At 61.2% G+C, this 13776-nt stretch carries 17 protein-coding genes; 11 read left to right on the top strand and 6 right to left on the bottom strand.

The window, feature by feature from the left end; translation table 11 throughout:
* Position 1: 1 nt before the first annotated feature.
* From fos to V3C40_RS01975, 6 genes are all read left to right on the top strand, one after another.
* The gene (fos, locus tag V3C40_RS02000) at positions 2-418 is read left to right on the top strand and encodes a fosfomycin resistance glutathione transferase (protein ID WP_331776847.1); all 417 of its coding nucleotides are present in this window, start codon (positions 2-4) and stop codon (positions 416-418) included.
* Between the two features lie 80 nt (positions 419-498).
* Positions 499-936, top strand: a complete 438-nt coding sequence (locus V3C40_RS01995; RefSeq protein ID WP_331776344.1) for an MbcA/ParS/Xre antitoxin family protein — start codon at positions 499-501, stop codon at positions 934-936.
* A 2-nt stretch (positions 937-938) separates the two neighbouring features.
* Positions 939-1646 (top strand): RES family NAD+ phosphorylase, encoded by a 708-nt coding sequence (locus V3C40_RS01990; RefSeq protein WP_331776343.1) that lies wholly within the window; start codon positions 939-941, stop codon positions 1644-1646.
* A gap of 42 nt (positions 1647-1688) precedes the next feature.
* A complete protein-coding gene (locus tag V3C40_RS01985) occupies positions 1689-2009 on the top strand; it encodes a DUF2288 domain-containing protein (RefSeq protein WP_070304968.1) in 321 nt (106 codons plus the stop codon).
* 107 nt (positions 2010-2116) lie between these two features.
* The gene (locus V3C40_RS01980; RefSeq protein WP_034756273.1) at positions 2117-2389 is read left to right on the top strand and encodes a type II toxin-antitoxin system Phd/YefM family antitoxin; all 273 of its coding nucleotides are present in this window, start codon (positions 2117-2119) and stop codon (positions 2387-2389) included.
* A gap of 8 nt (positions 2390-2397) precedes the next feature.
* The gene (locus V3C40_RS01975) at positions 2398-2721 is read left to right on the top strand and encodes a type II toxin-antitoxin system RelE/ParE family toxin (protein WP_331776342.1); all 324 of its coding nucleotides are present in this window, start codon (positions 2398-2400) and stop codon (positions 2719-2721) included.
* Between the two features lie 72 nt (positions 2722-2793).
* Here V3C40_RS01975 and V3C40_RS01970 read toward each other — a convergent pair whose 3' ends face one another.
* From V3C40_RS01970 to V3C40_RS01955, 4 genes are all read right to left on the bottom strand, one after another.
* A complete protein-coding gene (locus tag V3C40_RS01970; protein ID WP_046682988.1) occupies positions 2794-3516 on the bottom strand; it encodes an ABC transporter ATP-binding protein in 723 nt (240 codons plus the stop codon).
* Between the two features lie 10 nt (positions 3517-3526).
* Positions 3527-5470 carry a branched-chain amino acid ABC transporter ATP-binding protein/permease gene (locus V3C40_RS01965; protein ID WP_034755420.1) on the bottom strand — a complete coding sequence of 648 codons (1944 nt, stop codon included), beginning with the start codon at positions 5468-5470 and terminating at the stop codon, positions 3527-3529.
* Between the two features lie 7 nt (positions 5471-5477).
* Positions 5478-6368, bottom strand: a complete 891-nt coding sequence (locus tag V3C40_RS01960; protein ID WP_010398938.1) for a branched-chain amino acid ABC transporter permease — start codon at positions 6366-6368, stop codon at positions 5478-5480.
* Between the two features lie 85 nt (positions 6369-6453).
* A complete protein-coding gene (locus V3C40_RS01955) occupies positions 6454-7611 on the bottom strand; it encodes an ABC transporter substrate-binding protein (RefSeq protein WP_034755418.1) in 1158 nt (385 codons plus the stop codon).
* Positions 7612-7955: 344 nt separating this feature from the next.
* On the opposite strand from V3C40_RS01955, the gene V3C40_RS01950 reads away from it, so the two are divergent.
* On the top strand, positions 7956-8831 hold the full coding sequence (locus V3C40_RS01950) for a hypothetical protein (RefSeq protein ID WP_152546518.1): 876 nt from the start codon (positions 7956-7958) through the stop codon (positions 8829-8831).
* A gap of 9 nt (positions 8832-8840) precedes the next feature.
* Positions 8841-9239 carry a hypothetical protein gene (locus tag V3C40_RS01945; RefSeq protein ID WP_034755413.1) on the top strand — a complete coding sequence of 133 codons (399 nt, stop codon included), beginning with the start codon at positions 8841-8843 and terminating at the stop codon, positions 9237-9239.
* A gap of 13 nt (positions 9240-9252) precedes the next feature.
* Here the strand turns inward: V3C40_RS01945 and V3C40_RS01940 are convergent, their stop codons facing one another.
* Together V3C40_RS01940 and V3C40_RS01935 are read right to left on the bottom strand one after the other, a co-directional pair.
* Positions 9253-9741, bottom strand: a complete 489-nt coding sequence (locus V3C40_RS01940; RefSeq protein ID WP_331776341.1) for a tetratricopeptide repeat protein — start codon at positions 9739-9741, stop codon at positions 9253-9255.
* Positions 9738-11768, bottom strand: a complete 2031-nt coding sequence (locus V3C40_RS01935) for a bifunctional 2',3'-cyclic-nucleotide 2'-phosphodiesterase/3'-nucleotidase (protein ID WP_331776340.1) — start codon at positions 11766-11768, stop codon at positions 9738-9740. Before V3C40_RS01935 ends, V3C40_RS01940 begins: the two co-directional genes overlap by 4 nt.
* A 91-nt stretch (positions 11769-11859) precedes the next feature.
* On the opposite strand from V3C40_RS01935, the gene V3C40_RS01930 reads away from it, so the two are divergent.
* The 3 genes from V3C40_RS01930 to V3C40_RS01920 all read left to right on the top strand — a co-directional run bounded on the left by V3C40_RS01930 (position 11860) and on the right by V3C40_RS01920 (position 13773).
* Positions 11860-12054 carry a hypothetical protein gene (locus V3C40_RS01930; RefSeq protein ID WP_181878140.1) on the top strand — a complete coding sequence of 65 codons (195 nt, stop codon included), beginning with the start codon at positions 11860-11862 and terminating at the stop codon, positions 12052-12054.
* A protein-coding gene (gene prfB, locus V3C40_RS01925; RefSeq protein WP_115057524.1) for a peptide chain release factor 2 occupies positions 11971-13075 on the top strand; the annotation gives its coding sequence in 2 pieces (ribosomal slippage) (positions 11971-12051 and positions 12053-13075; 1104 coding nt in all). Before V3C40_RS01930 ends, prfB begins: the two co-directional genes overlap by 84 nt.
* Before the next feature lie 2 nt (positions 13076-13077).
* Complete coding sequence (locus tag V3C40_RS01920) at positions 13078-13773, top strand: HAD family hydrolase (RefSeq protein ID WP_331776339.1); 696 nt, start codon at positions 13078-13080, stop codon at positions 13771-13773.
* The last annotated feature ends 3 nt before the right edge of the window (positions 13774-13776 follow it).

The raw sequence follows: 13776 nt of genomic DNA, 5'->3' as shown, positions 1-13776 counted from the left end.
CATGTTGACCGGCCTGAACCACCTCACCCTGTCCGTGCGCGACCTGGCGCGCAGCGTCGCCTTTTACCGCGAGACCCTGGGCCTGCGTCTGCATGCGCGCTGGGACAGGGGCGCGTATCTGTCGGCCGGGGAGCTGTGGCTATGCCTGTCGCTTGACGGGCAGGACACGCCTGTGCTGGCCAGCCCCGGCTACACGCATTACGCGTTTTCCATCGCGTCCGCCGACTTCGCCCCGTTTGCCGCCCGCCTGCGCGCCGCCGGCGTGCCCGAATGGCAGCAAAACCGCAGCGCCGGCGATTCCCTGTATTTTCTCGATCCGGACGGCCATCAGCTGGAAGCCCATGCGGGCAGCTTGGCGCAGCGGTTGGCAGCCTGCCGGGCGGCGCCCTATGCTGGCATGCAATTCTTTGACGGCTAAGGGTATAGGCGCGCACATTTGGACGAGGACAGCACAAATTCCCGAAAAGGAGTAATATTATTCCATAAAAGGAGTTCATCATGAATCTTGCCTACGCCTACCCCAAGAGCCGCTTCGAACCGGCCGTGCTCGTCGACCTGAACGCCAAAGCCGAGCGCGAGCGATTGTCGCAGGCGGCCTTGAAGGGCTTTTTCAAGCTGGCCACCGCCTGGAAACTGCGCGACGACGATGCGCGCGAATTACTGGGCGGCCTGTCCAGCAGCGCCTATTACGAGTGGAAGAAACACCCGGACCGCGTGCTGGAAGTGGACCGTATCACGCGCATTTCCTACTTGCTGGGCATTTATAAAGCCCTGCACATCCTGTATGGCGACAAGCTGGCCGACGAATGGGTGAGTTTGCCCAACAAGAATCCCGTGTTTGGCGGCCGCACACCCCTGTCGCAGATGCTGGCCGGCGGCTTGCTGGCCATGCAGACGGTGCGCAAGCTGCTCGACGCGCGCCGCGGAGGACTGTAATTGTGCCTACAGCCCCGAATACCCACCTGCCGCCGCTGGCCGCGCTGCGCCAGATCGACACTTGCCGGTTGATTCCATCGCGCTTCGCCGACATGGAAGACTCCGTACTGGCGCCGCTGGCCGAGGATGACGATCACCTGCGCGAACTGTTCGAACTCGATAACGCGACCAACGCGCGACTGGTCGCCGAGTATGGCGGCGCGCCAGGAATTGGCGTGGACGAACTGGTTTTTGGCGTGCCACACTTTCGCATCATCAACGCCGCGTACACCTATGCCCGGCCGGAAGGAGCACGCTTCAACGATGGCGAACGGGGCGCTTGGTATTGCGCCTTCGACATGAAAACGGCGCTGGCCGAGATCATTTTCCACAAGACCGTGGAATACCAGGAAATCGACTATTTCGGCGACAGCGTCAGCTACCAGTCGCTGCTGGCCGATTTCTCCGCCAGCTTCCACGACTTGCGCGGCCAGGAGCGCTATGCGGCCTGCCTCGACCCGGCCAGCTACATCGCCTCGCAAGACCTGGCCGCCATCCTGCTCGAGGCCGGTTCCATGGGCATCATCTTCCCCAGCACGCGGCTGGCGGGCGGCACCAACCTGGCCTGCTTCCGCCCTGCTCTGGTCGGCAATGTTCGCAAAGGCACCGCCTATCGGTTAACATGGCGGGGTACGCCGATACCGCACGTGGAAGCCCTCCCAGGCAAATAAACCGCGCGCATCGGCACCCGACTCACCGCAACCTGATCTCACATGCAAACCAATCCTGAAAAAGACACCGAACTGCGCCTCAAAGTCAACAGCGAAACGGCCCGCCTGGCCTGGAGCGAACTGGAAAAGCACTTCGCCCAAGGCAACGTCGTCTGGGTCGCCAACGAGCTGGACCTGGTCGAAGTAGCCGTGCGCATCTCGCACGACGACAAGGCCACCATCACGCAATGGATGGCCGATGGCAAGGTAGCCAAAGTCTCCGACCAGCAGGCGCTGGACTGGCAGGCAGCCGACGCGGCGCTATGGGCCGTCGTCGTCAGCCCGTTTATTCTGGTGCAGCAGGAAAAGCCCACCAAACACTGACGCTGACAGGCTGCGCCAGAAACCAGGAAAATATGCGACCAACTAAATTCGGTACGTAATTTGGTCATACGGTGCTATCATCGGCCTGCCAATTTATGGAGGTGAGTATGAATTTTCTAAACATTCAGCCAATTAGTTACTTGAAGACCAACACCAGCGACGTGGTCAAACAGGTACTGGAGACTCATGACCCGGTAGCCATCACGGTAAATGGCAGAGTTCAGGCAGTTGTGCTAGACCCCGTTAGCTATCAAAAGACCCAAGATCAGCTTGCCATGCTCCGCATCCTTGCTCTCGGCCGCAAGCAGATTGAGCAAGGTAAAGTCATCGGTCATGATGACGTTGTGGCCCTTCTGGAAGCTGAAGACGACGACAACTGATTACGCAAATGAAAATCATTTGGACTCAATACGCCCTGAACGATTTACAGGACATTCGCTCCTATCTGAAGCAGAGCGAATCCCTTGCTTTTGCCAGGAAGGTGACACAAGAGATTCTGGCTGAAGTCAGTTCTCTCAAAGATTGGAACATTAAAGGTAGCTTTGTTCCTGAACTTGAAGACCTTCACTTGACGACTCACCGCCAACTGTTGGCCGGCCAGAATCGTATCATCATCGAGTACGGACATAACGATATCGTCTATATTCATATGATTGCCCATACCAACCGTGACCTGGAAGCATTGATTCGCCATCGTCTGCTCAATTCGTAGCCGGCAAGTCCTGCCAGGCACACGGCTGTATTGGATTTGACAATGCGCAGCAAGCGCATTGTCAGGCCATCATCAATGCCCTCCCCCCAAATACGCCGCGATCACCTTCGGATCGGTTTTCAGGCTTTCCGCCGGGCCGTGCACGGAAATGCTGCCGTTTTCCAGCACATAGCCGTAATCGGCCACGTTCAGGGCGGCGGCGGCGAATTGCTCGACCAGCAACATGGTCACGCCTTCGGCCTTTAAGCGCGTGATGATGCGGAAGACTTCTTCCACCAGAATCGGCGCCAGGCCCATCGACGGCTCGTCCAGCAGGATCACTTCCGGGTTCAGCATCACGGCGCGGGCCATGGCCAGCATCTGCTGCTCGCCGCCCGACAAGGTGCCGGCCAGCTGGTCGCGCCGCTCCTTCAGGCGGGGGAACAGCTCCAGTGCCTTGTCCAGGTCGCGCTTGATATCGCCTTTCGGGCGCGCCCGTGTAAAGCGGGGAAAGGCGCCCAGCAGCAGGTTGTCCGTCACCGACATTGAGGCGAACACCCTCCGGCCTTCCGGCGAATGGGCCAGGCCCGCGCGCGCGATCTTGTGCGAATCGAGGCCCGTGACGTCCTTGCCGCCCAGGGTGACGGTGCCCGATTTCGGCTTCAGCATGCCGGAAATGGCGCGCATGGTAGTGGTCTTGCCGGCCCCGTTCGAGCCGATCAGCGTCACCAGCTTGCCCTTCGGGACGTCGAGCGAAATGCCGTGCAGGACTTCGACTTTGCCGTAGGCGGCGTGCAGATTACTAATGGTCAGCATGGTCTTCCTCTCAGTGCGCCGCTGGCGCCAGGGTTTCGGCGCTGCCGCCCAGGTAGGCTTCGATCACTTTCGGGTCGCTCTGGACAAGCGCGGGTGCGCCTTCGGCGATCTTCTGGCCGAAGTCCAGCACCGTCACCACGTCCGACAGTGCCATCACCACGTCCATGTGGTGCTCGATCAGGATGATGGTGATGCCGTGCTCGCGGATCTTGCGGATGATGGCCATCAGCTCCTTGATGTCGGGCGCCGTCAAGCCGGCCGCCGGTTCATCGAGCAGCAGCAAACGCGGGTTGAGACCCAGCGCGCGGCCGATTTCCAGCAGCCGCTGCTTGCCATACGGCAGATTGCGCGCCTCTTCGTTGGCCAGGTCGGCCAGGCCCACGAATTCGAGGATGCTGGCGGCCCGCTCGCGCGCGGCCGTCTCTTCGCGCTTGTAGCGCGGCGTATGCAGCATCACGTCGAGCACGTTCGACTTGAAGGTGTTGTGCAGGCCCACCAGCACGTTCTCGGTGGCCGTCATCTCGCCGAACAGCTGCACGTTCTGGAAGGTACGCGCCACGCCGCCCAGCGCGATCTCGGATGGCGTGCGGCCGGAGATCACGGCGCCGGCAAATTCCACCTTGCCCGCCGTCGGCTTGTAGATCCCCGTGAGCACATTCATCATCGTGCTCTTGCCCGAGCCGTTCGGCCCGATCAAGCCGTGCACGGAGCCTTGCGTGACGTTCAGGTCCACCTGGTTCAGCGCTTTCAGGCCGCCGAACTGCATCAGGGCCTGGTCCACGCGCAGCAGGGTCGCGCCCTGCTGCCCGCCCTGGGCGTGGTCGAACGGCGCCACGCCGTGGGAAGCGACGGCTTGCACATGGCGCCGGCCCTTGCCGATAAAGCTCATCAGGAAACCCACGATGCCGTCCTGCAGGTAGTACACGACGAACAGGGTCATCAAACCGAAGATGGTCAGGCGCCAGTCGACCATGTTCTCCAGCTTGTAGGAAAACGCGGCCAGGCCGATGGTGGCCACCAGGGGCACGATCACGCCGCGCAAGGTGGAGCGCTTTTTCGCCAGCATGAAGGCGGAACCGATCACGCCCAGCACGGCGGCGCCGACGGCGATCTTGCGGAACAATTCGATGTCCGACAAGAGGCTGGGTAGCATGACGACGATCAGGGCGCCGATCAGCGCGCCCGAACGGGTCTTGCGTCCGCCCATGATGACGGCCAGCAGGAACAATATCGTCAGCTCGAAGTTGTAGGTATTGGGCGAGATATATTCTTCCGAATACGCATACAGGCTGCCGGCCAGGCCCGCGAAACCGGCGCTGATGACGAAGGCGTACACCTTGTAGCGGTACACGGACACGCCCATGCAATCCGAAGCGATGGGGCTGTCGCGCAAGGCTTCGAACGCGCGGCCCAGGTTTGATTTCAAAATGCGGTGCACCACCACCAGCGAGATCACCAGCAGCGCGGCGACCATGTAGTAGTACTCCACCTCCGTCAGTTTGTGGCCGAACAGGACAGGCTTGTGGATCTTGATGCCCATCGGCCCTTCCGTCAGGAAGCTCATTTCATTGATCAGGATTTGCACGATGGTGCCGAAGGCCAGGGTCACCATGGCCAGGTACGGGCCCGTCACGCGCAGGGCCGGCAAGGCCAGGATGGCGCCAAACACGGCCGCGCCCAGGATGCTGGCGGGGATGGCCAGCCAGAACGACACGCCCAGCTTGAACACCAGCACGCCCGTGACGTACGAACCGATGCCGAACAGGCCCGCGTGGCCCAGCGACACCTGCCCCGTGTAGCCGACGACGATATCGAGGCCGAACAGCAGGATGGCGTAGATCAGGATGGTCTCGGCCAGGTGGATGTAATACGGGTTCGGGATGACGATGGGGAACAGCGCGAGCGCGGCCAGTCCCGCCGCGCTCAGCGCCAGCATGGTGATTTTCTTGTTCATGTCGTCCTCAGACTTTCTTGATCGCGGCTTTGCCGAACAGGCCGGACGGCTTGACGGCCAGCACCAGCAGCAGCAACAGCAGGCCAGGCACTTCCTTGTAGCCGGTGGAGATGTAGTAGCCGGTGGTCGTTTCCGCGATGCCCAGGATCAGGCCACCAACGATGGCGCCCACGCCCGACGTCAGGCCGCCGATGATGGCCACGGCAAACGCTTTCAAGCCCAGCGACGCGCCCATGGTGGCTCCCGTCAAGGTCAGTGGCGCCACCAGCACACCCGCAAAGGCGGCCGTGGCCGACGACAGCGCGTAGGAAAACGTGATGACCATGCCCGTGTTGATGCCCATCAGGCCGGCCGCGTCGCGGTCGTTGGCGGTCGCCACCACGGCCTTGCCGTAGATCGATTTGCGGTTGAATACTTCGACGGCCAGCATGATGGCCAGCGCGCCGACGATGACGGCCACCTGCATCTGCTGCACGTTGGCGCCAAACACCTGGAACGGCGCGGCCGACAACGGCGACGGGAACATCAGGTCATCCTTGCCCCAGATGTTTTCCGCCACGTTCTTGAAAATGATGGCCAGCGCAATGGTCGACATGATCCAGCCGAATTCGGACTTGATCTTGATGGCGGGCCGCACGCCTATCCACTCGACGAACACGCCCTGCAAGGCGCCGAAGACGATGACAATGGGTATCATCAACAGATAGCTCATGTACGGGCCGCCGTGGATGGTGCCCACCAGGGAAAGGCCCACGAGCGCGCCCAGCATCAGGGATTCGCCCTGGCCGAAATTGAGGGTGCCGGAAGTGGCGAAGGTCAGCTGGTAGCCGAAGGCGATGACGGCATAGATCATGCCCAACGCGATGCCGCTGAAGACGAGCTGCAGGAAGATTTCCATGGTATTCCCCGGAAGACGAACGATGAAAAAATGGCCAGTCCTGATTCCTCAAGGCTGGCCACTGCGCGGCGAATGTCTGCCCGGCTTATTTCGCGAGGACGACTTTGCCGTCCTTGACTTCACCGAAGACTGTCAGCTCGGCCGTGATCGCTTCATGGTTGGTTTTGCTGAACGGTTTGTTGTAGGTGGTGACGGCGCCTTCCACTTTTTCATTCAGGTTTTCCAGCGCGGCGCGCACTTTCGGGCCGTCCGTGCCGCCTGCCTGCTTGAAGGCGGCTGCCAGCAGGTAGATGGAATCGTAGCCTTGCGCGGCCGAGACGGCCGATGGCATGCGTCCGCCCGATGGCTTGTAGGCGGCCACGTAGGCATCAATGAAGGCCTTGCGCTTCGGCGTGCTGGCATCCTGGATGAAGGTTTGCGGCATGCGCGTGCCATTGCCGTTTTTGCCCGCGTTGTCGATGAAGTTACCCATGGCCAGGGTCCAGCTGCCGATCAGCGGTACTTTCCAGCCCAGTTTTTCCATGCCGTTGGCGATCTGCGCCAGTTCCGGGCCGATGCCGTAGGTCAGCACGACTTCCGCCCCCGCCTGCTTGGCTTTCAGCAGCTGGGCCGTCATGTCGACGTCCTTGATGTTGTATTTTTCAACGACGACGGGCTTGATGCCCTTCTTGTCGAGCGCCTTTTCCAGGTCTTCACGGCCCAGCTGGCCATAGTTGGTGGAGTCGGCCAGGATCGCCACTTTCTTGAACTTGCGGTTCTCGATCGCCTCATGCACGATCATGCCGGACTGGATGGTGTCATTGGCCGCATTGCGGAAGACGTAGTTTTCCGGCTGGTCGGCGAATTGCTTGGTGACGATGGAACCCGTCGCCACATTGTTCATGACGGGAATTTTCGCTTCCTGGTAGAAGCGCTGCGATGCGAGGGCCACGCCCGTGTTGATATAGCCGACGGTGGCGGCGACCTTTTCCTTGTTGATGAGCTCTTGGGCGATCTGCACGCCGCGTTCATTCTTTGCTTCGTCATCACGCTCGATCAGCAGCAAGGAACGACCCAGCACGCCACCCTTGGCATTGATTTCAGCCACGGCCAGCTTGACGCCGTCGCGCATCGACACGCCCATCGGCGCGGAACCGCCCGTGAACGGACCGGACACGCCGATCTTGATGGGGTCGGCTGCGACTGCCGCCTGCGAGAAACCCAAAACCAAACTTGCTACGAGCAATTTCTGTTTCAAATTCATTGTCATCTCCTCTGTTACAACGTTTTTAATGCCACTTATTTTTATTGTCGTACGCTGGATAACCGCCCCATCGATAAATCATTGTAGGTGAGTAAACATGCCCCAGCAACAACTACATATGACGCGTCGCAACATGCGAAAAAGACCAGATTGCTGGCCCGATGTCAGTCTTTTGTAAGGAAAATATGGCGCAAATTGACACAGCTGCTGCACATTGACACACAGTACAGGTATCTGATCTGCGTCAAAGTATGGTGAGGCAATGGTGATATGGTCATTGAACCAGGGTCAACCGGCCATGGCGGCAATCCCTTCCTTACCATGGAGAACCTATGCGCCAGCCCATGACAACCATCTGCGCCTGCCTGCTGATCGGCGGCATCAGTAGCGCCTGCAAGAACTTCACGCCGGTCGACAAGTTCGCGGGACAGACGGTGGCGGTAACGGAAGTATTCAAACCCATGCTGACGCACTCCATGAGCAGTTGCACCAATAATGTACGGCGCAACAGCATCATCACCGACCGCCCCTACGTTGCGCAGGAAACGGAGCAGGACCTGCTCCGGCGCTGCAAGGACTATGCAGCCCAGTTGGCGGGTACGGCCGAACTGAACGATGTATTGAAACGCTACGCGGAAGTACTTGCCGCACTGGCCAACGACAAGCTGGCAAACTACAAGGAAGAGATCGGCGCCCTTGGCGGTTCGCTGGGCGCCTTGCAGCAGTCCAGCGGCATGACGCCGGTGCTCAACGCCGACCAACTGGACAAAGTCACGCGCCTGAGCGCGCTGATCAGCCAAATCGTGACGCAGCACAGACAGCAGTCGGGCATCAACGAACTGCTGGCGCGCGAAGAAGATATTTATATCATCAGCAATGCGCTGAAAAAATATGCGCAGCAAAACTACCAGGCCAATCTGCACGACGAGAGCCTGACGCTGGCGTCCCTGAACCGCTCGCTCGACAATGCCGCCGGCAGGGAGCCCGTTGCCAGCAACTATCTGAAAGCCAAGCTCTACCTGGACGGACGGCAACTGCAGGAGCGTGGCAAGGTCATCGACGCCTATATTGCCGCCATGACCGAATTGCAGAACAGTCTGAGCACCTTGCGCGCCAAGTCCATGAAAGACCCGGCATTGGAGCGCCAACTGGACACCTTTGCCAAGCAGGTCGATACCCTGCAAAAGCAGGCAAGCCATTATTCCCCCTCACCCTGGTAGGAGTAAAACATGGGCAACGCTATCGCACTCGATGAAAAACAAACCACGGAAATCGCCGACAAGCTGGCACAGGCCTCAAACCAGGTACTGGAGCTGCGCATCGCGCTGACCGACCGCACGCCGCCAACGCCGTCAGCCGTGCTGCAGGATCTCAAGCAATATGAAAGCCACCTGGACCAGATGGTGTCCTTTTTCCGCGCCCATGGCATCTACCTGATTAACCAGGGCGCGCAGCAGGCATTGGCCAATGTGAACTCGGCCATCGAGCAGGGCAGGAAAACCGTCGCCGACATCCAGCACACGCACGCGGCCATCAAGGCAGCGGCAGGCCTGCTGGACCTAGCTGCCGCCCTGCTGTCACGCAACCCGCTGGCCATTGCCGAGGCGGCGAACAGCCTGCGGACCTGACCTGGGGGGGCCGTTACGGCTCGGCGGCCCGATGCCCCATAGCATGCGTCGCCATCTTCAGATACAGGAACGACTGCTCCTCGTTGTGCGCATAACCCATCTGCCCCTCGGCCAGGGCCACGGATTTCTGCTGCAGCGCTTCCGGGTAGTCGAGGTCGCAGGCGGCGTCGAGCCAGTAGCGCGCCCGGGCTTCGTCGCTATCGAGCAGCATGTTCGCCACGATGAACATGGCCGGCGCCACGCCACGTTGGGCGGCCTGTTCCAGCCAGCGCAGCGCGGCGGCGCCGTCCTGCGGGCCGCCCATGCCGTTCTTGTGCATCAGGCCCAGGTAATACGCAGCCGGACCGCTACCCTGCCCCGCAGCCTGTTCGAACAGGGTCCGCGCCTGCGGATGGGACGCCTCACCCGCGCGCATCAGGACCTTGGCCAGGGCCGTGACATCGGGGGCGGCCGCACCGGGCGACGCCAACGCCGCGGCCAGCAGCAAGTTTGCCAGCATCATTTCGACAGGTCGAGCTGGTACAGCGCAAAGCCCTTGCCAGTGCCGTCGTCAACCTTCAGCTGAGTGACGTTGTCGATGCCGGCCGCTTTCGCCAGGTCGATCACGTTTGGCGCCGAATGGAAGACCACGGGGCCTTTCGTAGCCACCTTGGCGAAGCGCCAGCTGCGCGCCGAGCCGTTTTTCGCGCGTGTCAGGTTTTTCTGCTGCGTGACGTAAGCGATCAGGAGCTCACGGTTGTTGTCGGGCGAGGCCACCACCGTCTTGCTGCCATCGAGGCCGGGGAAGTTGCCGCCGCCGCTGGCGCGGTAGTTATTCGTCGCGATCAAAAATTCCTGGCTGGCGTCCACCGGTTTGCCCTTGTAGCTGAGGCCCTTGATGCGCTGGCCGGGCTTTTGCGTGACGTCGATCTGGTAGCGCACGTCGGCGCTGGTGAGCGCGTCGAAGTTGTAGCTCGGATGGGCCGTATTGACCAATTCCTGCGCTTCCAGCTTGTTCGGGTCGATGGTATTGAAGCGCTGCGCCGACTGTTCCAGCCAGGCTTTCAGGTCCGCGCCATTCATCTTCACGCCGTACAGCGCGTTCGGGTACAGGTACAAATCAGCCGCGTTATTCAGCGCCACATTGCCCGCCTTGACGTCCGTGTAGTCGGACACGCCGGCCGAGCCGCTCTTGAACGGGGACGACATCGACAGCACGGGCAGGTGCGCGTACTGCGGCAAATTCGCTTTGACGTAGGCAGCCAGATAGCCCGTTTGCGCCTGGTTCACCACCTCGATGGCGCTCACGTCGCCCACGTCGGCAAAATACGTCGACATGCGGAAGTCCGTGGCGCCCACGGGCGTCTGCACGTAAGCAATCGTCGCCGCGTGTTCCTCGGCCACCAGCTTGGCGATGGCCGCATCGGGCTGGACGTAACTCTTGTCCGCGTTCTGGATGCCGCGCGCTTCCACCGTCGTGGCGCTCTTGTCGACGACCCACTGCTTGCCGTCATGGCGCAAGCGCAGGCCGATCACGCCCAGGTGCTTGCCCCACAAATTGGCCATCACGGTGGGCACGCCATTGACCAGGCCACGGGCCTTGTCGACGCCGGGCAAATTAAATTGCGGCACCGTGCTGCTCGCGTTCGGGAACAGCTGGTGCGAGTGGCCGATCAGCATGGCGTCCACGCCCGGCACTTGCGACAGGTAGTAATTACCGTTTTCCATGGTCGGCGAGTACGGGCTGTCATCGAGGCCGCCGTGCGAGATCGCCACCACCAGTTCGGCGCCCTTGGCGCGCATCTCGGGGATGAATTTTTCCGCCGTCTCGCGCACGCCCTGCGTGTAGACGCGCCCTTCGAGCCAGCGCTTGTCCCACGCCATGATGGTGGGCGGCGCAAAGCTGATGATGCCCACCTTCACGCTGCTCGTCACGGGCTTGCCATCGGGGCCGGTTGCCGTGATCTGCTTGTCGATGATGTGGTATGGCGCAAACAGGGGTTTACCCGTCTTGACGCTGTAGACATTGGCCAGCACTTGCGGGAACGCGGGGCCTGCGCAGCGCGGTTTGTCGGCGTCGACGCTGTCGACGTCGAAGCGGTTGCCCGTCACCTGGCTCAGGAACGCCAGGCCGTAGTTGAATTCGTGGTTGCCGATGCCGCCGCCGTCCACTTTCAGCAAGTTCATCGCCTTGTAGATGGCCAGGGTCTGGTCGCAGGCCAGCGGTTTCACGAGGGCCTGATAGTCGGCCAGCGCCGTGCCCTGGATGGTGTCGCCGTTGTCGAGCAAAAGGTTGTTCGGGAACTGCGCGCGCGCCTGGGCGATCAGGGCCGCCGTGCGTTCCAGGCCGATCGACGGCTCCGCCTGCAGCTTGTAGTAATCATAACTGAGCACATTCGCGTGCAAGTCCGTCGTCTCGAGCAGGGCCAGGACGGCGCTGCTGCCGGCCGGCGCGGTCAGCGGCTGGACCGGTCCGGTGGGCGCGGGCGGCAAGGCGCCGCAGCCGGCCAGCAGCAACGGTAACAGGGCGAGACGGGGAAGTTGAAGCATGATGTATTCCTGTGGAAAGACAATATCGCCAGCATCATACGCAGCACGGCAGTCCCTATCAAGGCAAAAATATTGTCGCAAATACAGCGAAATGACGATTTTATTGCCCTGTCCAGCATCGATTCGGCGCCGCCAGCATCAGAAACGCGCCGCGCTCGCGTATAATTCAGGGTTTGATTTCACCATAGAAGACCAGAACATTATGGAAGCCGAACGCATCAATATCATCTCCGCCCTGCTCAACGACCTGACGGTCCGCGAAGCCGAACTTCGGAGGTATCTTTGACTTCACTGTCAAGTCGGAGAAACTAGAGCAAGTCAACGAAGAACTGGAAGATCCAACCGTCTGGAACGATCCCAAACGCGCCCAGGACCTCGGTAAAGAGAAGAAGGCGCTGGAAGCCATCGTCTTCACCTTGGCCAAGGCCGATGCCGACCTGCGCGACACCCGCGACCTGTTCGACATGGCCCGCGAAGAAGGCGACGACGACACGCTCGAAGCGATCGAGCAGGACGTGCAGGAAATCCGCAAGGTCATCGAAAGCATGGAATTCCGCCGGATGTTCAACAATCCGATGGATCCGAACAACTGCTTCATCGACATCCAGGCCGGCGCCGGCGGCACGGAAGCCCAGGACTGGGCCTCAATGCTGCTGCGCCAGTACCTGCGCTATTGCGAACGCAAGGGCTTCAAGGTCGAAATCCTCGAACAGTCCGACGGCGAGGTAGCCGGCATCAAGACGGCCACCCTGAAGGTCGAGGGCGATCACGCCTACGGCTTCCTGCGCACGGAAACAGGCGTGCACCGCCTGGTGCGCAAGTCGCCATTCGACTCGGCCAACGGCCGCCACACCTCGTTTACGTCGCTGTTCGTGTATCCGGAAGTCGACGATTCGATCGAGATCGACGTCAACCCGGCCGATATCCGCGTCGATACCTACCGCGCGTCGGGCGCCGGCGGTCAGCACATCAACAAGACCGACTCCGCCGTCCGCATGACCCACGCGCCGACCGGCATCGTGGTACAGTGCCAGAACGACCGTTCGCAGCACCGCAACCGCGCCGAAGCGATGGAAATGCTGAAAGCGAAGCTGTACGAGCATGAACTGCGCAAGCGCATGAGCGAACAGCAAAAGCTGGAAGACTCGAAGACGGACGTGGGCTGGGGTCACCAGATCCGCTCCTACGTGCTGGACCAGTCCCGCATCAAGGACTTGCGCACCGGTTTCGAGACGGGCAATACCAAGGGCGTGCTCGATGGCGACATCGACGACTTCATTTCCGCCTCGCTCAAGCAAGGCGTGTAAGGATGAACGCACCCGCTCCAGCGCAGCGCGCCTTCCTCTTCGACATGGATGGCACGATCGTCGACAACATGGCCTTCCACACGACATCGTGGCTGGCGTTCTTTGAACGCCACGGCCATGCGCTGGATGCGGACGCCTTTTTCCGCGACACGGCAGGACGGCAGGGACATGAAATCATCGCCAAATACCTGGGCGAAGATGCCGACCACGTCACCCTGCTGGCTGAAAAGGAAATCGTCTACCGCGAACTGTATGGCCCGCACCTGGCGACAGTCGCCGGTTTCGACCGGCTGATCGCCAGCGCGCGGCAGGCTGGCGTGGGGCTGGTGGTCGGCACGGCAGCACCGGCCGAGAACATCGCGTTCACGCTCGACGGCCTGGACCTGCGACACCGCTTCGACGCCATCGTCGGCGCCGCCGACGTGGAACGGGGCAAGCCGCACCCGGACGTTTTCCTGAAAGGCGCGCTGCTGGCCGGCGCGCTGCCGCACAACTGCATCGTCTTTGAAGACGCGCCCCTGGGCGTGGAAGCGGCGCGCCGTGCCGGCATGCGCGTCGTGGTACTCACCACCACCCTGCCGGCTGAGGCATTTGCCGCCTTCGACAACGTCATTGCCATCGTGCCGGATTTCTCCTCGCTCGACGTCGACGCACTGTTTGCCAGCGTGGCGCCAGCGCTGGCACCACATCATCAATAATCA

This window comes from Janthinobacterium sp. LS2A (genome assembly GCF_036543145.1).
Classification (GTDB): Bacteria; Pseudomonadota; Gammaproteobacteria; order Burkholderiales; family Burkholderiaceae_D; genus Janthinobacterium; species Janthinobacterium aestuarii.
This window is presented reverse-complemented; position numbering and strand designations above follow the sequence as displayed.

Bases quoted from the DNA above. Each gene is read 5' to 3' on its own strand.
- V3C40_RS01970 (WP_046682988.1), bottom strand. From the start codon at position 3,516: ATGCTGACCATTAGTAATCTGCACGCCGCCTACGGCAAAGTCGAAGTC.
- V3C40_RS01995 (WP_331776344.1), top strand. From the start codon at position 499: ATGAATCTTGCCTACGCCTACCCCAAGAGCCGCTTCGAACCGGCCGTG.
- V3C40_RS01920 (WP_331776339.1), top strand. From the start codon at position 13,078: ATGAACGCACCCGCTCCAGCGCAGCGCGCCTTCCTCTTCGACATGGAT.
- V3C40_RS01955 (WP_034755418.1), bottom strand. From the start codon at position 7,611: ATGAATTTGAAACAGAAATTGCTCGTAGCAAGTTTGGTTTTGGGTTTC.
- V3C40_RS01940 (WP_331776341.1), bottom strand. From the start codon at position 9,741: ATGATGCTGGCAAACTTGCTGCTGGCCGCGGCGTTGGCGTCGCCCGGT.
- V3C40_RS01960 (WP_010398938.1), bottom strand. From the start codon at position 6,368: ATGGAAATCTTCCTGCAGCTCGTCTTCAGCGGCATCGCGTTGGGCATG.
- V3C40_RS01975 (WP_331776342.1), top strand. From the start codon at position 2,398: ATGAAAATCATTTGGACTCAATACGCCCTGAACGATTTACAGGACATT.
- V3C40_RS01935 (WP_331776340.1), bottom strand. From the start codon at position 11,768: ATGCTTCAACTTCCCCGTCTCGCCCTGTTACCGTTGCTGCTGGCCGGC.
- V3C40_RS01930 (WP_181878140.1), top strand. From the start codon at position 11,860: ATGACGATTTTATTGCCCTGTCCAGCATCGATTCGGCGCCGCCAGCAT.
- V3C40_RS01980 (WP_034756273.1), top strand. From the start codon at position 2,117: ATGAATTTTCTAAACATTCAGCCAATTAGTTACTTGAAGACCAACACC.
- V3C40_RS01965 (WP_034755420.1), bottom strand. From the start codon at position 5,470: ATGAACAAGAAAATCACCATGCTGGCGCTGAGCGCGGCGGGACTGGCC.
- fos (WP_331776847.1), top strand. From the start codon at position 2: ATGTTGACCGGCCTGAACCACCTCACCCTGTCCGTGCGCGACCTGGCG.
- V3C40_RS01985 (WP_070304968.1), top strand. From the start codon at position 1,689: ATGCAAACCAATCCTGAAAAAGACACCGAACTGCGCCTCAAAGTCAAC.
- V3C40_RS01945 (WP_034755413.1), top strand. From the start codon at position 8,841: ATGGGCAACGCTATCGCACTCGATGAAAAACAAACCACGGAAATCGCC.
- V3C40_RS01950 (WP_152546518.1), top strand. From the start codon at position 7,956: ATGACAACCATCTGCGCCTGCCTGCTGATCGGCGGCATCAGTAGCGCC.